General features: G+C 34.3%; 21 protein-coding genes and 2 rRNA genes. 5 read left to right on the top strand and 18 right to left on the bottom strand.

Annotated features, from left to right (window positions below):
- Positions 1-160 precede the first annotated feature (160 nt).
- The 3 genes from A9G13_RS09680 to mutH all read left to right on the top strand — a co-directional run bounded on the left by A9G13_RS09680 (position 161) and on the right by mutH (position 2,074).
- On the top strand, positions 161-697 hold the full coding sequence (locus A9G13_RS09680) for a Dps family protein (protein ID WP_065557414.1): 537 nt from the start codon (positions 161-163) through the stop codon (positions 695-697).
- Positions 698-779: 82 nt separating this feature from the next.
- Positions 780-1,328 (top strand): NADPH-dependent FMN reductase, encoded by a 549-nt coding sequence (locus A9G13_RS09675; protein WP_065557413.1) that lies wholly within the window; start codon positions 780-782, stop codon positions 1,326-1,328.
- A gap of 77 nt (positions 1,329-1,405) precedes the next feature.
- Positions 1,406-2,074 carry a DNA mismatch repair endonuclease MutH gene (gene mutH, locus A9G13_RS09670; RefSeq protein WP_065557412.1) on the top strand — a complete coding sequence of 223 codons (669 nt, stop codon included), beginning with the start codon at positions 1,406-1,408 and terminating at the stop codon, positions 2,072-2,074.
- A 37-nt stretch (positions 2,075-2,111) separates the two neighbouring features.
- Here mutH and argA read toward each other — a convergent pair whose 3' ends face one another.
- The 5 genes from argA to aroE all read right to left on the bottom strand — a co-directional run bounded on the left by argA (position 2,112) and on the right by aroE (position 7,269).
- On the bottom strand, positions 2,112-3,440 hold the full coding sequence (gene argA, locus A9G13_RS09665) for an amino-acid N-acetyltransferase (protein ID WP_065557411.1): 1,329 nt from the start codon (positions 3,438-3,440) through the stop codon (positions 2,112-2,114).
- Positions 3,441-3,781: 341 nt separating this feature from the next.
- Positions 3,782-4,981 carry an MFS transporter gene (locus tag A9G13_RS09660; RefSeq protein ID WP_065557410.1) on the bottom strand — a complete coding sequence of 400 codons (1,200 nt, stop codon included), beginning with the start codon at positions 4,979-4,981 and terminating at the stop codon, positions 3,782-3,784.
- Between the two features lie 237 nt (positions 4,982-5,218).
- Complete coding sequence (gene aroL / locus A9G13_RS09655) at positions 5,219-5,734, bottom strand: shikimate kinase AroL (RefSeq protein ID WP_065557409.1); 516 nt, start codon at positions 5,732-5,734, stop codon at positions 5,219-5,221.
- 211 nt (positions 5,735-5,945) lie between these two features.
- On the bottom strand, positions 5,946-6,299 hold the full coding sequence (locus tag A9G13_RS09650; RefSeq protein ID WP_065557408.1) for an Aca2/YdiL-like domain-containing protein: 354 nt from the start codon (positions 6,297-6,299) through the stop codon (positions 5,946-5,948).
- A 139-nt stretch (positions 6,300-6,438) separates the two neighbouring features.
- Positions 6,439-7,269, bottom strand: a complete 831-nt coding sequence (gene aroE / locus A9G13_RS09645) for a shikimate dehydrogenase (protein ID WP_065557407.1) — start codon at positions 7,267-7,269, stop codon at positions 6,439-6,441.
- Positions 7,270-7,791: 522 nt separating this feature from the next.
- On the opposite strand from aroE, the gene rpmB reads away from it, so the two are divergent.
- A complete protein-coding gene (gene rpmB, locus A9G13_RS09640; RefSeq protein ID WP_065557406.1) occupies positions 7,792-8,028 on the top strand; it encodes a 50S ribosomal protein L28 in 237 nt (78 codons plus the stop codon).
- 15 nt (positions 8,029-8,043) lie between these two features.
- Positions 8,044-8,211 (top strand): 50S ribosomal protein L33, encoded by a 168-nt coding sequence (rpmG, locus tag A9G13_RS09635; protein ID WP_025314526.1) that lies wholly within the window; start codon positions 8,044-8,046, stop codon positions 8,209-8,211.
- A 269-nt stretch (positions 8,212-8,480) separates the two neighbouring features.
- On the opposite strand, the gene gltP is transcribed toward rpmG, so the two are convergent.
- From gltP to A9G13_RS09570, 13 genes are all read right to left on the bottom strand, one after another.
- On the bottom strand, positions 8,481-9,791 hold the full coding sequence (gene gltP / locus A9G13_RS09630; protein ID WP_065557640.1) for a glutamate/aspartate:proton symporter GltP: 1,311 nt from the start codon (positions 9,789-9,791) through the stop codon (positions 8,481-8,483).
- A gap of 90 nt (positions 9,792-9,881) precedes the next feature.
- Complete coding sequence (gyrA, locus tag A9G13_RS09625) at positions 9,882-12,572, bottom strand: DNA topoisomerase (ATP-hydrolyzing) subunit A (RefSeq protein WP_065557405.1); 2,691 nt, start codon at positions 12,570-12,572, stop codon at positions 9,882-9,884.
- Between the two features lie 100 nt (positions 12,573-12,672).
- The gene (locus A9G13_RS09620) at positions 12,673-13,251 is read right to left on the bottom strand and encodes an SIS domain-containing protein (protein WP_065557404.1); all 579 of its coding nucleotides are present in this window, start codon (positions 13,249-13,251) and stop codon (positions 12,673-12,675) included.
- Between the two features lie 17 nt (positions 13,252-13,268).
- Complete coding sequence (locus A9G13_RS09615; protein ID WP_218059227.1) at positions 13,269-13,613, bottom strand: YraN family protein; 345 nt, start codon at positions 13,611-13,613, stop codon at positions 13,269-13,271.
- Positions 13,606-15,462: a penicillin-binding protein activator gene (locus tag A9G13_RS09610; protein ID WP_065557402.1), complete on the bottom strand. Its 1,857-nt coding sequence runs from the start codon at positions 15,460-15,462 to the stop codon at positions 13,606-13,608. Before A9G13_RS09610 ends, A9G13_RS09615 begins: the two co-directional genes overlap by 8 nt.
- A gap of 20 nt (positions 15,463-15,482) precedes the next feature.
- Positions 15,483-16,565: a 23S rRNA (cytidine(2498)-2'-O)-methyltransferase RlmM gene (gene rlmM, locus A9G13_RS09605; RefSeq protein ID WP_065557401.1), complete on the bottom strand. Its 1,083-nt coding sequence runs from the start codon at positions 16,563-16,565 to the stop codon at positions 15,483-15,485.
- 41 nt (positions 16,566-16,606) lie between these two features.
- Entirely contained in the window at positions 16,607-17,557 is a 951-nt protein-coding gene (gene lpxL, locus A9G13_RS09600) for an LpxL/LpxP family Kdo(2)-lipid IV(A) lauroyl/palmitoleoyl acyltransferase (RefSeq protein ID WP_065557400.1), read from the bottom strand.
- Between the two features lie 238 nt (positions 17,558-17,795).
- The gene (gene thyA / locus A9G13_RS09595) at positions 17,796-18,590 is read right to left on the bottom strand and encodes a thymidylate synthase (RefSeq protein ID WP_065557399.1); all 795 of its coding nucleotides are present in this window, start codon (positions 18,588-18,590) and stop codon (positions 17,796-17,798) included.
- Positions 18,587-19,456 carry a prolipoprotein diacylglyceryl transferase gene (gene lgt, locus A9G13_RS09590; protein WP_065557398.1) on the bottom strand — a complete coding sequence of 290 codons (870 nt, stop codon included), beginning with the start codon at positions 19,454-19,456 and terminating at the stop codon, positions 18,587-18,589. The genes thyA and lgt overlap by 4 nt, the downstream gene beginning before the upstream one ends.
- Entirely contained in the window at positions 19,453-20,025 is a 573-nt protein-coding gene (gene rppH / locus A9G13_RS09585) for an RNA pyrophosphohydrolase (protein ID WP_065557397.1), read from the bottom strand. Before rppH ends, lgt begins: the two co-directional genes overlap by 4 nt.
- Positions 20,026-20,121: 96 nt before the next feature.
- On the bottom strand, positions 20,122-20,694 hold the full coding sequence (locus A9G13_RS09580; protein WP_081301232.1) for a YgjV family protein: 573 nt from the start codon (positions 20,692-20,694) through the stop codon (positions 20,122-20,124).
- Positions 20,695-20,795: 101 nt separating this feature from the next.
- A 5S ribosomal RNA gene (gene rrf, locus A9G13_RS09575) occupies positions 20,796-20,911 on the bottom strand.
- Positions 20,912-21,034: 123 nt separating this feature from the next.
- A 23S ribosomal RNA gene (locus A9G13_RS09570) occupies positions 21,035-21,498 on the bottom strand; the annotation flags it as partial.

The following is a 21,498-nucleotide window of genomic DNA, read 5'->3' as shown; positions in this document are numbered from 1 at the left end:
ACATTATGTTATAATTTATTAATATAAAATAAATTGCAATCATAGATAGCTAAAATAGCAATGATAGCTAAAATAAGCTTAATTTTATTGGACTTTAATATTGAGTTGGCGTAATTTGTTAACTAACAATTATTTGTTATTTAATTAAAGGAGAAATGCGATGTCTAAAAGTACTACTTCTAGCAAAAAATTACAACAATCAGCTATTTTATTTCCTACCGATTTAGGTTCCAAAGCCTCAAAAGATATTAGTGGCGCAATGAATTCTGTATTAGCGGATGTATTTGCTCTATATTTAAAAACTAAAAACTTCCATTGGCATGTAAGTGGACCACACTTCCGTGATTATCATTTAATGTTAGATGATCATGGTGAACAATTATTTGCTATGACTGATCCTATCGCCGAACGCGTACGTAAATTAGGTGGTACCACTTTACGCTCAATTGGTCACATTTCTAAATTACAAAGCATTTCAGATAATAATGCAGATTTTGTTGAACCATCAGATATGCTTGCTGAACTTTGCCAAGACAATATCAAACTAACTGCTCGCATGCGTGAAGCTCATGATATTTGTGACAAATATAATGATACTGCCACAGCAAGTTTAATTGAAGAATGGATTGACCAAACTGAAAAACGTGCTTGGTTCTTATTTGAAACTGGTCGTAAAATGGATTCATCTGGTCATTAATATTTTCTCTTTACGAAAATTATTTAATATATATAAGAGGCACAATAAGTGCCTCTTGTTTTAAGAGGAGTGAGGATAGAAAATGAGTAAGAAAATTGCAGTATTAGTCGGTAGTTTACGTAAAGATTCTTATAATTTAAAAATTGCTAAAGTTTTTCAACAAATTGCACCATCATCACTTTCATTACATATCATTCAAATTGGTGATTTACCTTTATATAACGAAGATATTGATACCCAAACACCTCCGCCATCTTACACTCGTTTCCGTCAAGAAATAGCTAATTGCCAAGGTGTTATTTTTATAACGCCTGAATATAACCGCGGCTTGCCAGCTGTCATTAAAAATGCCATTGATGTTGGCTCCCGTCCTTATGGACAAAGTGTTTGGTCTAAAAAACCAGCTGCAATTATTTCCGTTTCACCTGGTGGAATTGGTGGTTTTGGTGCAAATCATCAGTTACGTCAATCATTAGTCTTCCTTGACATGCCTACCTTGCAACAACCTGAAGCTTATTTTGGTGGTGTTAGCTCTGCTTTCGATGCCAATGGTAACATAACAGCTAAAAGCCAAGAGTTTCTTTCATCGATTATTAATGCTTACGCAACTTGGGTTGAAAAATTAAGTTAAGTCCTTTTTTTACGATATACACAACCAAGACAATTTGGTTGTGTATTTAAGTTAAAAAAAGTTATAAAATCCCCCAGATGACAATATTTTTCCCTACTGATGAACAACAATTATTGAATCGGGCCAAATTAGCGGCAGGCTATACTTTTGCTGAAATAGCAGATTATTTAAAAATGCCAATCCCTGAAAATTTAAATAAGCAAAAAGGCTGGGTTGGTAATCTAATTGAAACTTTTTTAGGGGCTAATGCTGGTAGTAAAGCTGAACGAGATTTTGCTAATTTAGGCATAGAACTTAAAACCATCCCAGTTGATAAACAGGGTCGACCTTTAGAAACTACTTTTGTTAGTGTTACACCACTAATGGCAAACTATGGCGTTATTTGGGAAACCAGTCATGTTAAATATAAACTAACCAAAGTTCTTTGGGTTCCAATTGAAGGGGAAAGAACCATACCACTAGCAAAGCGCAAAGTGGGGCACCCTATTTTATGGACGCCAACTGCAGAACAAGAACAACAACTTAAACAAGATTGGCAAGAATTAATGGATATGATAGCCCTTGGACAAGTTGAAAAAATAACAGCTCGCTATGGTACCTATTTACAAATTAGGCCTAAAGCAGCCAATGGCAAAGCATTAACAGAAGCGATTGGAGAAAATGGCCACATCATTATGACTCGCCCTCGAGGTTTTTATCTTAAAAAATCATTTACTATGCAAATTTTGCAATCATCAATACTATAAAGCAAACCGATATCTACCTATTAATCATTCAAAATAATTACATTAAATCAAACATCAGTATTTTAGAGTTACGTTGATAGTTATATAGTTTCTTCTTTTTGATAGGTAAATCATCTACCTCTGCCGGCATAAAACCTTTTTCTCTAAACCAGTGAATACTCCGCGTTGTTAAGACAAATATTTTTTCAAGCCCTAAATTACGAGCACTTTCAGCAATTTTTTCAATAAGTAAATCACCTCGGGAAGAATTACGATAATCTGGATGAATGGCAACACAAGCCATTTCACCCATTTTCTCTTCCTGATAAGGATAAAGTGCAGCACAACCAATAGTCATATTATCACGTTCTATAATGGTGAATTTATCGATCTCCATCTCTAATTGTTCACGCGAACGTTTAACTAAAATACCCTGCTCCTCTAATGGGCGAATAAGTTCTAAAATACCACCTATATCATTGATAGTTGCTGAACGAATTTGTTCTGAATGTTCCATTGCGACTTGGGTACCAATACCATCACGAGAGAATAACTCTTGTAAAATAGAACCATCAATTAGATAACTAACTAGGTGACTACGCCTAACACCATTACGGCATGCTTTTGCAGCTGCTCGTAAAAAACGCGCCTCGCTTGATAAATGTTTACCTTGATGTTCTTTGTTATTAACATAGTTATCCGCATCAATTGGAAACAGATCGGTGATCACATGGCCTTGTTCATCTAATACACCTTGTTCCGCGCAAAAACTAATTAATTTATCAGCCTTTAATTTAATAGCTACCTCAGCTGCAACATCTTCGGATGATAAATTGAAACTTTCACCAGTTACAGAAACACCAACCGGACCTAATAACACAATTGAACCACGCTTTAATTGTTCATCTATAGCTTCATTATTGATGCGACGTATTTTGCCTGTATGGCAATAATCAATACCATCTTCAACGCCTAAAGGTTGGGCTATCACAAAATTACCGCTAACTACACTAATGTGAGCTCCTTGAAGCGGAGTATTGTTTAAACTCATGGATAAACCAGCAGTAATATTAAGTTGTAATAGTCCTGTGATTTGCTTAACAATATCTAAGGTCGGGGCATCGGTAATACGCGTGTTTTTATAATATTTAGGTTCTATATTATGGTTTTTAAGCGCTTCGTCTATTTGATTACGGGCGCCATTAACAATAACCAGTTTGATGCCTAGGCTATAAAGCAAACCGATATCACTAATAATATTTGCATAATTATTACTTTTTAATACTGCCCCTGTTAATAAAATAACAAAGGTTTTTCCATGATGAGCATTAATATAAGGTACTGAATGCCTTAACCCTTCTACTAGTTCTGTGGTTCTTTCCTTCATTTTAGATAGCCACCTCTAATGAATATTTATTCATATTTTATGTATTTTTATTTATTTTTAAACGAATGGCAAGTATTTTTAGAAAAATTTAATAACAAAAAATATTCTTTGTTTTTAAATTACTGACTAGTATTTATGTAAAGATGTTTCCTGAGAAGCATACGTTTCAGTATAAAACACTACAAAAAAAGAGTATACCTTAGTTCATGACTACTCTTTATGATTGATTTTTTCAACAATTAATTGGCTATATTTATAGACAAATATCATTATCTCTTTTATTTAATATTTGTTGTAGGATCACAATAAAATCGTTTATATAATCCTAATGTAGTTGCAGCTTAAATTTTTTGCATATCAATGACTTTAGTAAAGCGCGTATACACAATCAAACCTAAGACTGCACTTAAAAAGGCCATAGAAAAATCGGTCAAAATTGCATAACTCACATCAATTTCAGCAAGTTTTGGTACAACTTGAGGGATAATGAAAAAAGATAAGCCACTGAGTGTATACATACAACCGACAGCAAGACCTTTTCGAGTTGGGAACATTTGTTGCATAACCACTAAAGTCAACTGTAAAACACCCCCAGCGGCAGTAAACCCCATGCCAATTGCCGTAATAAGGCACATTAGAGGAGAAACATCAAAATAAAATAGTATTAATACTAATGCAGATAATGTAGGCAGAATAATGATGCAATACACTGGTTTTAAAAAACGTTTTACGACATAAGCCGTGACAAATACCGAAATAATTGAAGCTGAGCTATAATAGCTAATAAGCTGTTTTGCTTCAATATCACTCATATTAACGCCTTTAATTGCAATAGCAGGAAGCCACTGCCAAATAATCACAAATGTTGCTGTAGTAGTAAACCCCATAATAATGAGTAAAATACCTTCAAATTGAAAGTTAGGTTTACCAATAAAATAACTTTCAGAACCTTCATTTCCTTTTATTGCTGTATCTTTATGGGGAAATTTCTTAGGTAATAAACATAGACCATTGATGATTAAATAAGTTGTAAAGCCAATAAACGCCCACCCATACCATAATTGATTTTTATAAAAAAAAGTAACAATAAACGGTAATATTAAGCTACCTATAGATATAAAGGCCTTGATAAGTACACTTGCCGACCCCGCAGATCCTGGAAAACATTCTGTTAGAGCTGGCATGGAACCAGTATCTAAAAAAGAGTTACCTGCCCCAACCACAATAGCTAAACAAAAAGCAATATTAATGTTGGTACAAAAAGTCATACCGATAAAGAAAATTGCATAACAAGTCATGCCAATATAAATAAAAGGTTTACGCCCAAACTTATCAGATAACAGCCCACCTACAAACATTAATAATATTTTGCCAATACCAATACCAGAAGCAACAAAACCTAATCCAACTAAATCAGTATTGAGTTGTTTTGATATATCACCTGAGAATTGCATGAGCACAATCAGTGCCATACTTTGTATAATGTAATTAGCATAAATCGATCCGACAATTCCGTAAGAATTGACTCTTTGGGTATCCATTTGTAGTACTCCATTATTAAAAATTTAATAGTATTCAATATACAAGTATCAACCGTTACCTAAAAGGTAAAATATAATTTAACTTCTAACTTTATTTATTATTTATAGTTATTAATTAATCATTGTATAAAAAAGTTATCTTATACTAAAAATGCGTCCTTTATTGTTTTTATTTAATCAAAAAAATACCACCTCAAGCAGTGGTATTTAAAATAGAAGAATAAAACATCCACATAACTAATTATTGGACAATAGCTCAATTAGTTGATTAAGAACCAAATTTTCATCTTGATTGACATTAATAATATGATGTGCAGCATCATGATATAATGGTAGGCGTTCAGTAAGCACTTTTTCCATTTCATCAATAATAGACAAACCCGTTAAAGAGGGGCGTTGTGCAACATTAGGATCTTTCATTAAACGCGCAGCTAATATTGCTGCCGGTGCTGACAAGAAGAAAACCATTCCATGTTGTTTCATAAAGTTACGGTTTTGTTGTGCTAAAACCATTCCTCCACCTGTAGCAATAACGTGATTAGGTTTAGTAGTATCAACCAGTACTTGGCTTTCTCTTGCTCTAAAACCATCCCAGCCTTCCTTTTCAACTATTTCAGCTACAGTTTTTTGAGTTGTTTCCAGTAAATAACAATCTGTATCTACAAATGAATATGATAACTTATTAGCGAGCATCTTCCCCAAAGTTGTTTTGCCAGCCGCTCTCGCACCGACTAAAAAAATTGTTTTATTCATATTGGGTCCTATCAGATTTACAGATCGCAAAATATGTCGTCTATGCTAGTGATTCACTTTGATTTTTGCAATATTTTTTTTACATATTGTTAAATAAAAAAAACAATATTGATTTTTATGAAATAATTATTGTAGTTATTTATTTTTCCGTAAAGATAAATTTACAGCACTGAGTAAGTTACGGTTATAGATTAAACCAGCAAATTAGCTATTAACAGAGCTTTTCTAAACCACGAAAATAAAGTTCTGTTGCAATAGATTGATGCAATCGCCACTGAATAACATCAAGGTTGGGATTCACTTTATGAAATTCAGCATATGTCATAAAGTAACGAATTGTATTACTACCAACTCGATCGTTAATACTGCCAATAATGATATTTATTTTTTCATTGCGAACTTTTTTTAAGTTTTGCATGGCACTGGACACAAATTCAGGTACCGGAACAATACCTTGTTCCCAATCATACCATGTTTGGATATCTGTTTTGCCAATATATTCACTTGCCTCTGACACTTTTAACATTAGAAAACGACGATAGGCTTGTAATTCTAGGTTAGTCATAAAGGCTCCTTAGTAATATTATGTTTGAGTAAATTGATTGAACAGATATCCTCAACATCATTAACAATTTAAAAAATGATGGTTGTATAAATATTCACAACACGCCTAATATAAACTATTAGGTGTGTAAGTTCAGTAATTACTGTTTAGCTAAAGCATCGATAACCGCTTGTTTGGCATTATCTGAAAGTTGTTTACCGGTCCAAATCTTAAACTGAGCATTAGCTTGCCCAATAAACATATCGCGACCAGAAATAGATTGCCAGCCAGCGTTTTCCGCTTCTTGTCGAAAACGAGTATGATAAGGAGTATACACAATATCATATGCCACGCCTTTGCCTTTAAACCATGACTGTTCATAAGCAGTTTGATCTTCAAATTTACCTTTCATTCCTAATGGAGTTGAGTTAATAATAATTTGAGCTTCAACTTTACTGCGATCTTCCCAAGCCACAACTTTTAGATTAAATTCTTTAGCTAATGCTGCAGGCAAATCCGCAACGATATCGGTGACAGTTATATCTGTATAACCTAAATGTTGCAAGCCTACCACTGCTGCACGTGCTGCTCCTCCGGCACCTAGCAATAAAACCTTATGATAATCAGCTGGTAGGTTTTTATGCTGAAGTGGTTCCATAAAACCGATAATATCAGTATTATCACCACAAAGTTTATCGCCATCCCAGTAAACCAAATTAGCCGCACCGGCTTTTTTTACATGATCTGTAACATAATCTAAATAAGGGATGATTGTCTGTTTATGTGGAATAGTGACGCATAAACCACGAATATTTAATAATCGGACAGATTTAAAAAGTGTAGCGATTTCTTCCGGCGGGGTGGGGAAAGCCACTAACACAGCCGGAATACCATAATCTTGAAATGATGTAGTGTGTATAAGCGGACTCATACTATGCCCAAGCGGGTATCCAATAATTCCGTATATACTGTACGGGGTAAACTGACGCATACTATCTCCTTGCTAGTGAGAAAATCAGATAGAAAATATAATCTTTAGTATTAAAGCATATTTAATATGAATATTGGATAATTTTTTTAAAAATCATAAATACACTTAATATTCTGTTTTATAAAACGTTGCTATTAACTAATAAAAGTGGATTCACTGCTTAGATACCAAGTATAATCCTATATGTTGGCAATATATGGCTACATAGTTATTTTAAATTTATAACATTACATTTATTCATAAAGTTAATGGACAAAAATTGCTACTATTTCGGTACTAACAAGGTTTACCAATGGTTAAGATTTATGTTGATATAACTTATTTTTTACCCTTATTATAAGATAATACTTGAGAATATTTGCATAAGAGCGTATACTTCGCTACCTCATTATTATGGGTGTAGTGTGAGAGGTTAGTCTGCTTCTCAGATAGAACTGCAGCAAACTAAAAGCCTGACGAGGTTAATTCCATTAACATATTACGCCCAAGGCTTAAGCATAGAAATTTCGGAGAATTATTGACATGTCACGAGTATGCCAAGTAACAGGAAAAAGTCCTTTAGTAGGAAATAATCGCTCTCATGCGATGAATGCTACTAAGCGTCGTTTTCTACCAAACCTTCAAACTCACCGTTTTTGGGTTGAGAGCGAAAAACGTTTTGTAAAATTGCGTATATCGGCTAAAGGTATGCGTACTATCGATAAAAAGGGTATTGATGCAGTTTTAGCTGAACTTCGTGCCCGTGGTGAAAAGTACTAATAAGGAAACCAAATCATGGCTAAAGGTGTACGCGAAAAAATTAGATTAGTTTCTTCTGCTGGTACAGGTCATTTTTATACCACTAGCAAAAACAAAAGAACCATGCCTGAAAAAATGGAGATCAAAAAATACGATCCTGTTGTGCGTCAGCATGTAATCTATAAAGAAGCTAAAATTAAATAATTATCTACATAAGATATAAAAAAACCGACAATTGTCGGTTTTTTTATATCCTTAATTCATCACTAAGCATTATCATTTACCTAATACACAAGATTATGTCCATATTTTAAAAGCTAGTAAAATATAAATATAAGCTATAACTATTAAGTTATGAGATTAGTAAAAAAACAGGTTAGTTTAAAAGTGATATTTCATGGTTATTAAATAAAAAAAACTACCTGATAAACAGGTAGTTTTTTAAGAAAATAACAGCTATTAAAAATAGTTTACTATTTTAGATATTTTTGTTCATAAGCTTTGGCTTTATTATCGTCAAATAAATGTTCCCAGCGAGCAATTACAATGGCAGCTAAGGCATTACCAATAACATTAACCACCGTTCTACCCATATCCAAAATACGTTCAACACCCATAATATAACCAATCCCCTCAAGTGGGATACCCACACTACCAAGTGTAGCAGATAAAACCAAAATGGAAGCACCTGGCACACCTGCAATCCCTTTAGATGCAATCATTAAGGTAATAACGATAATAACCTGAGCGGTGATAGTTAAATCCATGTGGAAAAGTTGTGCTAAGAATATAACTGTAATACTTTGATAAAGTGTAGAACCATCAAGATTAAATGAATATCCGGTTGGAATAACAAAACTCGTTATAGCTTTAGGTGCCCCATAAGCTTCCATTTTTTCGATAATTTTAGGTAATGCGGTTTCTGAACTTGCTGTTGAGAACGCAATAATAAGTTCTTCTTTCAAAATTCGTAATAACGTGAAAATATTGAATTTACACATTTTACAAACTATCCCAAATACCAATATGGTAAAAATAATCATTGCTGAATAAACAGTCAAAATTAGTTTAAATAGTGGTATTAAAGATTCAAATCCATATTTAGCCACGGTAACAGTAATCAGCGCAAATACACCTATTGGTGCATAGCGCATAATCATGTTTGTTACCTTAAACATGGTGTCAGAAACAACTTTTAAGAAAAATACAAATGGTTCACGTTGTTTAGTTGGTAAAGACATTAAACCTAAACCAAAAAAAACACAGAAAAAGATCACTGGTAAAACCGCACCATCCGTCATTGCTTTAAAAATATTGGCGGGGATCATATCTAAAATCATCACGATCAAACCATGGGGTTTACCACTTAGTTCTTCAGTCGCCTTAGTGTATTTACTGATGTCGGTAGTTGCAAGTGTTGAAGAATCAATCCCAGCACCAGGTGCAAACACATTCCCCCAGAAAAGACCTAATAAAATAGCAATAGTAGTGATAATTTCAAAATAAAGAATTGTTTTAAAACCTAACGTTCCTAACCGTTTAGAACCACCAATACCGGCAATACCTAAGGTCAATGTACTCAGAATAATAGGCAACACGATCATTTTTATTAAACGAATAAAAATATCGCCCGCTGGCTGAAATATGTTTACTATTGAAAATTGATAATATGCATGTAACGGGTGATTTGGATCGGATAATTGATAAAAATAAGATCCGACAATAACGCCTAGAATTAAAGCAATCAAAATTTGCCAGGCTAGGTTGGTTAATATTTTTTTCAGTGAAAATGACATTTAATACTATTCCTTATCAAGGTTTTTATAATAAAAAAGGATTAGTCATATTTGCTAATCCTTTTAGATAATTAAAAACTATTGTTCCAACTCCGGAGTTGAATCATTCGGTTCATCACTCTGTGGTGATTCTGTATCTTCATCTTCCTCAGTTTCTGCAATTCGCTGCAAGCCAACAACTTTTTCATTTTCTGCGGTGCGAATAAGCATAACCCCTTGAGTATTACGTCCTACTATGCTGACTTCTGATACGCGAGTACGGACTAAGGTACCAGCATCAGTAATGAGCATAATTTGATCGGTTTCTTCTACTTGTACTGCACCAACTACTGCACCATTTCGTTCACTAACTTTGATTGAAATTACACCTTTAGTTGCACGTGATTTAGTTGGATATAATTCTTGTTCGGTACGTTTACCAAAACCATTTTGTGTTGCTGTTAGAATGGCACCATTACCTCGTGGGACAATAAGAGAAACAACTTTATCATCGCTTTCAAGTTTAATACCACGAACACCAGCTGCTGTTCTTCCCATACAACGTACTTTATTGGCTGGGAAACGGACAACCTTACCATTTGCAGAAAAGAGCATTATGTCTTCTGTATTGGAAATTTCGGACACTTCTTCATCAGTTTCATTTTCTTCAACAACGACATCATCGTTGATATCGTCTTCATCTGTTATTATTGATGGCTCATTATTGGTTAAGTCAACACCAATTAATTCATCGTCATCACGTAGATTGATGGCAATAATACCACCACTTCTAGGCCGACTGAATTCAATCAACGAAGTCTTCTTAACTGTACCTTGTGCAGTAGCCATAAATACACAATGTTCATCATCAAATTCTTTAACCGGTAAAATTGCTGTTATACGTTCATCAGCTTCTAGCGGTAATAAATTAATAATTGGGCGACCACGTGAGCCACGGCTGGCTTCTGGTAGTTGATAGACTTTCATCCAATATAGGCGCCCGCGACTTGAAAAACAAAGAATGGTATCGTGAGTATTAGCTATTAGTAATTTCTCAACAAAATCTTCTTCTTTAATTTTAGTTGCCGATTTACCTTTACCACCTCGGCGTTGTGCCTCGTAGTCTGATAATGGTTGATATTTTACATAACCTTGATGTGAAAGAGTAACAACCACATCTTCTTGCGCAATCAGATCTTCAATATTGATATCGGCACTACTTGCGGTTATTTCTGTTCTTCTGGCATCTTGGAATTGATCGCGAACAGCTTCAAGCTCTTCACGAATCACCGCCATCAATCTTTCAGGATCCGCTAAAATGTGTAATAGTTCACCAATTTGAACTAATAATTCTTTATATTCATCAAGAATTTTTTCGTGTTCAAGGCCGGTTAAACGATGTAAGCGAAGATCTAAAATTGCCTGAGCTTGAGCATCAGATAGGTAATAATGCCCATCACGAATACCAAATTCAGGAGCTAAATCTTCAGGGCGTGCAGCATCATTTCCAGCTTTTTCAAGCATAGCGGCAACATTACCCAGTTGCCATGCTTGGGCTAACAATTTATTTTTTGCTTCTGCTGGTGTTGCCGCAGCACGAATTAATTCAATGATTGGATCAATATTAGCTAGAGCAATAGCTAGCCCTTCTAATACATGGGCACGTTCACGCGCTTTACGTAATTCATAAATAGTTCGACGGGTAACAACTTCTCGTCGATGAAGCACAAAGGCTTCAATCATGTCACGAAGGTTTAACAGTTTAGGTTGCCCTTTATGCAACGCTACCATATTAATACCAAAAGAAACTTGTAATTGTGTAAGTGAGAAAAGATTGTTTAATACTACTTCACCAACGGCATCTCGTTTGATTTCAATAACAATCCGCATACCATCTTTGTCGGACTCGTCACGTAAAGCCGAAATACCTTCAACTTTTTTATCTTTAACTAATTCAGCTATTTTTTCGATTAGTTTTTTCTTATTAACTTGATATGGGATCTCATTAACAATAATGGTTTCGCGCCCGCTATGATCATCCACTTCGATCGTTGCTTTAGAGCGAATATAAATAATACCGCGACCAGTACGATAGGCATTTTCAATCCCTTTACGACCATTAATTAGCGCAGCTGTTGGGAAATCAGGACCATGAATGTATTCCATTAAACCATCAACAGAAATATTTTCATCTTCAATAAAAGCCAAACAACCATTGATTACTTCAGATAAGTTATGAGGCGGAATATTCGTCGCCATACCAACAGCAATACCTGACGAACCATTGATTAACAAATTAGGAATACGTGTTGGTAACACATCAGGAATCATTTCTGAACCGTCATAGTTAGGTGAGAAGTCAACTGTCTCTTTATCAAGATCAGTTAACAATGAGTCCGCAAACTTCTGCATGCGTATTTCTGTATAACGCATGGCGGCAGCGGAGTCACCATCAACAGAACCAAAGTTACCTTGACCATCAACTAGCATATAACGTAATGAAAATGGTTGAGCCATTCGTACAATAGTGTCATAAACTGCTGAATCACCATGTGGGTGGTATTTACCTATAACATCCCCAACGACACGAGCTGACTTTCTGTAGGGCTTATTCCAATCATATCCTGCCTCATGCATAGCAAATAAAACTCGCCGATGAACAGGCTTTAAACCATCACGGACATCGGGTAAGGCTCGTCCAACAATTACAGACATTGCATAATCAAGATAGGAGGATTTTAATTCATCTTCAATATTAACGGGGGTTATTTCTTTGGCTAGTTCGGTCATAACACCATGATCTCTTATATAAATTTAAGTCATCAAAACAGCTTATTATTATAGCATAAAAATAGTCATTATTGCAGAACTAAACTGTTTTTATTTTAACTTATTCTGCATGAATAAATAATGTATTTTCAATTAATTGGCTTAGACAGTTTAAAATCATAGCATGCATTTCGTAAGCCATCACTTTTTTATCCGATGGTACTCTAATTTCTATATCATTTTGCCCTAATAAACCAATAACTTCTCCACCATCAAAAGCGGTTAAAGCCACAATTTTCATATCTTTAATTACCGCTTCTTGAACTGCTCGAATAATCGATCGGCTTTTACCTTGGCATGTCGATATAATTAATACATCCCCTTGTTGACCTAATGCTTGGATTTGGCGCGCATAAATTTCTTCATGATTGGCAATGGCACTTAATAAAACATTATCAGCAACTAATGCTATTGCAGGTATACTTGGTCTTTCAATTTCAATACTTGTGATTAAGCGAGATGTAAAACTTTGAACATTGGCAGCAGAAGCTCCATTACCACAACTCATAATTTTATTACCATTAAGCAAACCTTCCACGATAATTCTGGCAGCTTTTTCAATCGATAAACCTAATGATTCGGCCATAACAATTTGCGTTTGAATACTTTCTGTAAAATAATTTTTAATTAAATCTTGCACGTTTTTCACCTAATATATTAAAACGCATTAATAATCCATTGTTGTTTTTCACCAGTAATAGCAAAAACATCAAATCTAAACTCAGTTGCTTCAATATTTAAATTTTTCGACAACATCCAAGACTGGGCTGCTTGTTTAATTTTACTTTGTTTATTTGGTGTAACTGTCATTTCGGCAGGGCCAAAATTAGCATTTTTACGATAACGAACTTCAATAAAAACAAGGCATTTTTTATCTTGCATAATCAAATCTATTTCGCCTATGCGATAGTGGCTATTTTGTTCAATTAAAATAAGGCCTTGGTTAATTAAAAATTGGCAAGCAATATTCTCATAATGATCACCAATTTTTTTATTATTCACTTTTTGACATTGGTTGTTGGCTTGTGTCATTAAGATATTGTTGCCATGATAGTGAACGCGTTAATTTGCATTGTTCTGTAGTTGATAATTTACCCGTCATTCCGTCTAAAAAATTCATTTGATCTGAATCTAATTGATTAAAACGATTAGCTAATCGCCAGGCATCAATACCCATTGCATATAAACGTAATAATGAATAATCTTTTTCTATATTGCTTGGCAAGGTAACCGTATAACCTGAACGATTAACTATCATAGGAATATCAGCATATTCGGTATGATTCATGTCATAGTAAAAATCAGTAGATGCATTGGCTACATGACTCTTTGAACTGGTATAAATCATGGTTGCGGATAATGAACCGCCACCAGATTTACTTGCTCCCATATCTAGCATCGGTTTTATTAATGTCAGTTCATCATACGAAGAATAAATATAAATGGCATCAAAACCAGATGTTGGCCCAGAAGATAACGTAGGTTCAGAATCTATAAAAATAGGATCACCAGTAAGACTAATACCTATATTACGGTTCATATTAGCACTTAAGGTTTTAGCATTACCAAAATATTGTACATAAGCTCTAGAGGTATTAGATGATAATTTTGACCATTGTTTAGCAAAGCTTTGCGCTACACGCTGCCCTAGATCGTTCTGAGGCACTAGTAATAAAGGAGCTAGTTTACTTTGTGCGTAAATATGATCTGCTGCATCTTGAGCCTCATCTTCTGGTGATAATGCGAAAAAACACATCTTATTGGTTGCAGAACTACTATCATCAACTTTATTCAAGGCTAAAACAGGGATAGTTGGCGCTAATTGTTTTATTTTTATTACTTCTTCTTTTAATAAAGGTCCGACAATTAGTTCAACGTTTTGTTCTTGCGCTTGTTGGATCAGGACTTCAAGTGGAGTTGTAGTAGTATCGAGAACTACCATGTTTTGTTGTGGTTCTTGGGGGAAGAATTTAATCGCATCAGCATATCCTTGCCGAATAGTTTCGCCAAATATACGCGAGGAACCATTTAATGGCAATAATAATGCTACTTTTTTTGCGTTAACACTGTCAACTGAAAGTGTTTGTTCACCAGTTAATATAGGAATAATTGCTTTGGCAGGATGCTCAGAATATTGCTTTAGCCAATCACTAACTGCTTGTTTCAATAATTCTTTTTGTTTTTTAGTATTTTCAGCAATAATTTCTGGAGAGTCATCATCTTGTTTAACTATTGCCTTACTGTTGTTTTGAAATGCATAACTTAAATCAATCCAACCTTTTAGTATTGTTTCATTATCATAAACTAAAATTGTACTTATTTGGCTTGAATTTAATTTACTAAAAAAGTTCCAACTAGCATTGATTACTTGTTTTTTCTGACTATCCGCAGCATATTTTTCCAACTCTATATAATCATGAGCCTGCTCATTAATTTGCTTATTTTTACCATCTAGATTCAATTTAATCTGATAATAACGATACAATTGTGAATTAGTTAAACTTGGTATTAATATTTCATTCAGATTAACTGTTTTGCCTGTTTTAACAGCAACTTCAGCTTGTAATAGTAATTTTTCTTGTTGTTGTTCAACATTAAGCTCAGAAGATAAATTAGCTAATATACTATTAGCTTGAGCATAATTATTTTCTTTTACTAAAGCACGTATCGCCAATAATTGCCAATTGGTTTTAGCTTGGCCTGAACTTGAATCTACTTGTGAAAGATAATAATTAGCATCTTTGATATCATCATAATCAGAAATTTTTTTGGACATTTTAGCTGAACATCCAACTAAAAGTGTAAATAATGCTAATATCAACATACTATAAAAAGACTGTTTTAAATTCATACCTATTCTCTTGTAAATTATTAACCCCAAATTCGTTGCACGTGAACAGTAATTTCTTCCCGATCATGATAAAGCTGTTTAGCCTGAATTTGTACATTAATTTGTTTATTATTTAATTCATTACTGAGTAATTGTAAGTTATGTGTTACTTCTTCATAGCGTTTTTTCATGGGTAACTTAAGATTAAAAATTGTTTCTCGACACCAACCATTAATTAACCATTTGGCAATTAGCTTTGTTACTTTTGTCGGTTTTTCAACCATGTCACAGACTAACCAATAAATATTATGCTTTTTAGGCATAAATTTAAAGCCATCTTCACAATAATGTTTAACTTGCCCTGTTGCCATTAATTTTTCATTCATGGAACCATTATCAATAGCGTAAACCATCATACTGCGTTTCACTAATTGATAGGTCCAACCACCAGGACAAGCACCTAAATCAACAGCATTTAGCCCCCCATGTAATCTTTCATCCCATTCTTCATAAGGAATAAAAATATGGAAAGCCTCCTCTAATTTAAGTGTAGAACGGCTTGGTGCATCCGCTGGAAATTTTAATCTTGGTATTCCCATATAAAAAGGCGAATTATTTTGACTATAAGAATAACCAGCATAACAACAATTGCTATTTATAAAAAAAATGTGAATAACTGGACGAGTAGGATTGGCTACTTTTAATAACAAACGTTTATTACGTAATGCTTGTCTCAGTGGAACAGTAAATTTACGACAAAAACTAGTCAGATCTTTACCTTCATTAGTATCTGCAACTTCTACTCGCAGATCACCAGCTCTATCAACGCAACCAGATAAAGCTTCAATAATTGGAGTTATCCTATCATTTTTAGGTAAATCTTTTAACAAATTGCCGGCGACAAACATTTGTCGAGCAAAAATTAGTGTACGGAAAGAAATGGTTTTTACTAATATTTCAGCATCGTTATCCTGATAACATTCAAAAATTACATAACCACTATTGTCATTAACTTTCGCAAAACCATATATTTCTTGTTGCAAAGCTTTATCTGTGATCTCAGCAGCACACTCTTTTTCGAATCCTGAACGACAGTACAAAATAATTTTATTAAGTTTTTGCATATATATTACTGGTTTAATCAATCCTATAAATAAAATTTATGCTAGTCCGATTGCACACTATTAGTGTACAAAGGTGATTCACCTTTAGGTCGGGTTTTAAAGCGTCGATGTAACCACATATATTGCTCAGGTGCTTTCAATATTTCATTTTCAATCGCTTTGTTCATAAATGTTGCCGCTAGTACATCATCATCCATAGGATAACCTTTTAGTTCGGACGAAACATAAACAGTATAGTGACCATTTTTTTCCCGCTTTGGGGTAAAAGGAATAATAGCTGGTTGACCAAGTTTAACCAGAATACGTGTACCAATAGTGGTTGCGGCTTTTTCAACGGCAAAAAGTGGAGCAAATACGCTATTTTTAGGTCCATAATCATGATCTGGAGCATACCACAATAATTCACCATTTTTTAATGCCCTAATCATTCCTTTAGTATTATGTCGATCGAGCATATATTTATTCGATTTTAATCTTCCTTTAAGCTGAATATAATCCATTACCGGATTATCATTAGGTCGATAAACACCCACACCCGGATGACTCATTCCTAAAATGCGGGCACCTAACTCTAAAGTTAAAAAGTGAATACCAATGAGTAATACACCTTTACCGGATTGTTGAATTTGAGTTATATGCGAATCGCCGATGATGGAAGAATGTTTGGCTAGCCGTTTATTCGACCAAAACCAAGCTATACCAGTTTCAAAAATAGCTAAACCAGTAGAAATGAAATTATCACGTAACATTAAATCTCTTTCTTGCTTTGACTTATCTGGAAAACAAAGTTGTAAATTTTGAGTTGCTGTTTCCTTGCGTTTTTTAATTAACTTCATTGAAAGCAAACCTAAACATTTACCAAGTTGATAAATAATAGGATAAGGTAATAAAACAATTAGATATAAAATGCCTAGACCCAGCCAAGTTAGCCAATAACGTGGATGTAATAAACGTTTTGTGAATACGGGGTATATTTCCTGATTTTGACTCATATTAAAATTAAGTAATTACTTAAACAAAGTTAGGTATTATATACTATATCTTGATTTAATGGGCAAAAATAACCAGCAAGTTAGTTACAATTACATTCTGTAAAACTTGTGTGGTAACAAAATAAAAAATTCATAAACAAAAAAGGTTGGTATAACCAACCTTTTTATAATCTAGGATATAACTGTATCAGAATTACATACTTAAACGTATAACAGACCTGAAACATTTTTGCATAGATTAAATTGCCACTGGCGCTTTAATTGCAGGATGAGGATCGTAATCAACAATTTCAAAATCTTCAAATTCATAATCAAAAATTGTTGGTGGCTTACGTTTTATCTTAAGTTTTGGCAATGCTTTTGGTTGCCGACTTAATTGTAAATGAGTCTGCTGCATATGATTTGAATACAAGTGAGTATCTCCACCGGTCCAAACAAAATCACCTACAGCTAAATCACATTGTTGGGCTATCATATGAACTAACAAAGAATAGCTTGCTATATTAAACGGTAATCCTAAAAATACATCACAAGAGCGCTGATAAAGTTGACAGGAAAGTTTTCCTTGCGCTACATAAAATTGGAAAAAAGCATGGCACGGTGCTAATGCCATTTGATCAAGCTCACCAACATTCCAAGCAGAGACTATCATTCGCCTTGAATCAGGATCTTTTTTAATTTGCGAAATTAATTGTGAAATTTGATCTATTTGTCGACCATCTGCTGCACCCCAAGCTCGCCACTGTTTTCCATAGACTGGACCCAAGTCACCATTTTCATCAGCCCATTCATCCCAAATAGTGACTTTGTTATCATGTAAATATTTAACATTAGTATCACCTTTTAAGAACCAAAGTAGTTCATGAATAATTGAACGTAAATGGCATTTTTTGGTAGTGACTAATGGAAAGCCGTCTTGCAAATTAAATCGCATTTGATGACCAAAAATAGATAGCGTACCTGTTCCAGTTCGATCGGATTTAGGTACTCCTTCATCCAGAATTTTTTGCATCAGCGCCAAATATTGTTTCATAATTTTCTCGTTTTTTGATTAGTTCGATATGCGTATAAAATAATTAAAATACCAATAATAATCATTGGTAGACATAATATCTGCCCCATACTAATGATATTTAAAAATAACCCTAGCTGTTCATCAGGTTGTCTAAAGAATTCAATAATGAATCTGAATAAACCATAACAAAATAAGAATAGCCCAGAAACAGCACCTGTTGGCCTTGGTTTACGAATAAATAAATTCAGTATAATAAATAAAACTATCCCCTCAAATACCATTTCATAAAGTTGTGAAGGATGCCTTGGTAAAATGCCATTAAGTTGTGAGTATAGTGAAAACCACTCGGGATGTGATTGTACAAACATAAAATCAGCGTGTGTTGAAGTAGGAAATAACATACCAATTGATGAATGAGTTACTCTTCCCCAAAGTTCGCCGTTAATAAAATTACCAAATCGCCCAAACATTAAACCAATAGGAACAAGAGGAGCAACAAAATCAGCTACTTGCATAAAAGTTTTATGAGTTTCTTTAGCAAATATAGCTATCACAAATAACGCCCCTATTAATCCCCCGTGGAAAGACATTCCACCTTCCCAAACTCTAAATAAAATCCAAGGATCTTGAATAAAAGCATCAAAATTATAAAATAAAATATAACCTAAGCGCCCACCAATAAAAAGCCCAAGAAAGCCCAAAAAAAGCAAATTTTCAACTTGTAACGAAGTCCACTGACTGTGTGGTTGTTTAGCTCGACGTTTGGCTAAATAAAGAGCACCTAATACGCCAAATAAATACATTGCGCCATACCAATGCAGCGAAATAGGACCAATTGAAAAAGCTATAGGATTGAAATCAGGGAATTGTAAATATTGATTCATTTTTTAACACGCTGTTTATTTTTTCGTTTATGAGCAAAGAAATTAAAACGTTTCTTTTTTACAGAGTTTACTGTTGATTCTTCTATTTCAGACTGTATGGTAAATACTAATGATGAAAATTCTTTCATAGCTTTTCGATAGACATCACGTTTGAAGGCTATAACTTGCCTGATTGGGTACCAATAATTCACCCATTTCCAATCATCAAATTCAGGGGTTGGTGAAACATTCAGATTAATCACCGAAGTATTTGATATCAATTCAAGTAAAAACCATTTTTGCTTTTGACCAATACAAACGGGCTGATTTTCCCAACGAATCATTCTTTTAGGTAGTTTATATCGTAACCAACCATTAGTAACAGATAAAATCTTAACATCTTTTGGTAATAATCCTACTTCTTCATTCAATTCACGAAACATTGCTTGCTCAGGAGTTTCGTTTAATTTTATCCCGCCCTGAGGAAATTGCCAAGAATTTTGCCCAAAGCGACGAGCCCAAAGCACTTGACCATACCTGTTACAAATAACTATTCCTACATTTGGACGGTAGCCATCATTATCGATCACTGACTACCTCAAAAAAATTAATTTTTATATAACTGAATTGTTTCATACATACAGCAATAAATAAATAGGAAAATAATATAAAACTGGCAAATATATCTATAAATTAGCCACTTTTTTATTTATTTTAAATAATTTGACAATGGTAATAATATTGATTATTGCAAATGTTACTTCTATAGCTAAACTTCCTAAAGATCCTATCCATAAACTATAAATAATCCATAAGGCACTACTTAGTAATATTAATAATCGCATCTGTTGTTGCTGAAGTCGATAAAGAGCAATTGTCACTAATGTGGTACCAATAACTGACAAATAATGAATAAATTGAGTCAAATCTGGCGTAGTAAGAAAATAAAATACCAACATTAGAGCTATAAACAATAACATTACCATAATGTTTTTTGTGTAAGCTGAAGCAATATTTCGAAATATATTGATAATATTGAGAATAGCAGCTGGATAAGATTCAGGACCTAATAAATAGAAATGAATTGTCATAATAACATTGACGATTGTTAGCTGCCAACGAAAAGCGTTATCATTACGTTGCAAAAAAGCACTAACACCAACAAGAAAACCTAATATACCTATAAGTTGAGGAATAGTTAGATATTTTTGAATAAAATCAGAGTGAAAGAAATAATATAAAAAATTTAAATTATCCATTATTCACTCCTTAAACAAATGGATATCTTAAAAATTAATTTAAAATAAAAAGTAGATACAAAAAAGCCCAGCATTACTGCTGGGCTCTCTCTTATTTATTAGTCTGGCGGCACCCTACTCTCACATGGGTAATACCCACACTACCATCGGCACTACGGCGTTTCACTTCTGAGTTCGGCATGGGGTCAGGTGGGACCACCGCGCTATTACCGCCAGACATATCCTGTACTCTCTCTATTCTTTCATCAATGTGTTATTTATCTGTTAACTACAACACACCAACTCAATCCGGAACAAACTGCTTTCTTCTTCTTCGCGCACCAAAACAACTCCGAGTTGTAAGGTTAAGACTCTCGGTTCATTAGTATCAGTTAGCTCAATGTATCACTACACTTACACACCTGACCTATCTACGTCTTAGTCTCAAACGGACCTTACAGATTCTCATCTGGGAAAACTCATCTCAAGGCTAGTTTCGTGCTTAGATGCTTTCAGCACTTATCTATCCCGCACGTAGCTACCGGGCAATGCAATTGGCATCACAACCCGTACACCAGCGGTGCGTTCACTTCGGTCCTCTCGTACTAGAAGCAAACCCTCTCAATTTTCCTACGCCCATGGCAGATAGGGACCGAACTGTCTCACGACGTTCTAAACCCAGCTCGCGTACCACTTTAAACGGCGAACAGCCGTACCCTTGGGACCTACTTCAGCCCCAGGATGTGATGAGCCGACATCGAGGTGCCAAACACCGCCGTCGATATGAACTCTTGGGCGGTATCAGCCTGTTATCCCCGGAGTACC

It is taken from the genome of Gilliamella sp. wkB178 (assembly GCF_001690705.1).
Taxonomy (GTDB): Bacteria; Pseudomonadota; Gammaproteobacteria; order Enterobacterales; family Orbaceae; genus Gilliamella; species Gilliamella apicola_K.
This window is presented reverse-complemented; position numbering and strand designations above follow the sequence as displayed.

Coding starts and splice junctions, on each gene's coding strand:
- A9G13_RS09680 (WP_065557414.1), top strand. CDS start 161: ATGTCTAAAAGTACTACTTCTAGCAAAAAATTACAACAATCAGCTATT.
- A9G13_RS09675 (WP_065557413.1), top strand. CDS start 780: ATGAGTAAGAAAATTGCAGTATTAGTCGGTAGTTTACGTAAAGATTCT.
- mutH (WP_065557412.1), top strand. CDS start 1,406: ATGACAATATTTTTCCCTACTGATGAACAACAATTATTGAATCGGGCC.
- argA (WP_065557411.1), bottom strand. CDS start 3,440: ATGAAGGAAAGAACCACAGAACTAGTAGAAGGGTTAAGGCATTCAGTA.
- A9G13_RS09660 (WP_065557410.1), bottom strand. CDS start 4,981: ATGGATACCCAAAGAGTCAATTCTTACGGAATTGTCGGATCGATTTAT.
- aroL (WP_065557409.1), bottom strand. CDS start 5,734: ATGAATAAAACAATTTTTTTAGTCGGTGCGAGAGCGGCTGGCAAAACA.
- A9G13_RS09650 (WP_065557408.1), bottom strand. CDS start 6,299: ATGACTAACCTAGAATTACAAGCCTATCGTCGTTTTCTAATGTTAAAA.
- aroE (WP_065557407.1), bottom strand. CDS start 7,269: ATGCGTCAGTTTACCCCGTACAGTATATACGGAATTATTGGATACCCG.
- rpmB (WP_065557406.1), top strand. CDS start 7,792: ATGTCACGAGTATGCCAAGTAACAGGAAAAAGTCCTTTAGTAGGAAAT.
- rpmG (WP_025314526.1), top strand. CDS start 8,044: ATGGCTAAAGGTGTACGCGAAAAAATTAGATTAGTTTCTTCTGCTGGT.
- gyrA (WP_065557405.1), bottom strand. CDS start 12,572: ATGACCGAACTAGCCAAAGAAATAACCCCCGTTAATATTGAAGATGAA.
- A9G13_RS09610 (WP_065557402.1), bottom strand. CDS start 15,462: ATGAATTTAAAACAGTCTTTTTATAGTATGTTGATATTAGCATTATTT.
- rlmM (WP_065557401.1), bottom strand. CDS start 16,565: ATGCAAAAACTTAATAAAATTATTTTGTACTGTCGTTCAGGATTCGAA.
- lpxL (WP_065557400.1), bottom strand. CDS start 17,557: ATGAGTCAAAATCAGGAAATATACCCCGTATTCACAAAACGTTTATTA.
- thyA (WP_065557399.1), bottom strand. CDS start 18,590: ATGAAACAATATTTGGCGCTGATGCAAAAAATTCTGGATGAAGGAGTA.
- lgt (WP_065557398.1), bottom strand. CDS start 19,456: ATGAATCAATATTTACAATTCCCTGATTTCAATCCTATAGCTTTTTCA.
- A9G13_RS09580 (WP_081301232.1), bottom strand. CDS start 20,694: ATGGATAATTTAAATTTTTTATATTATTTCTTTCACTCTGATTTTATT.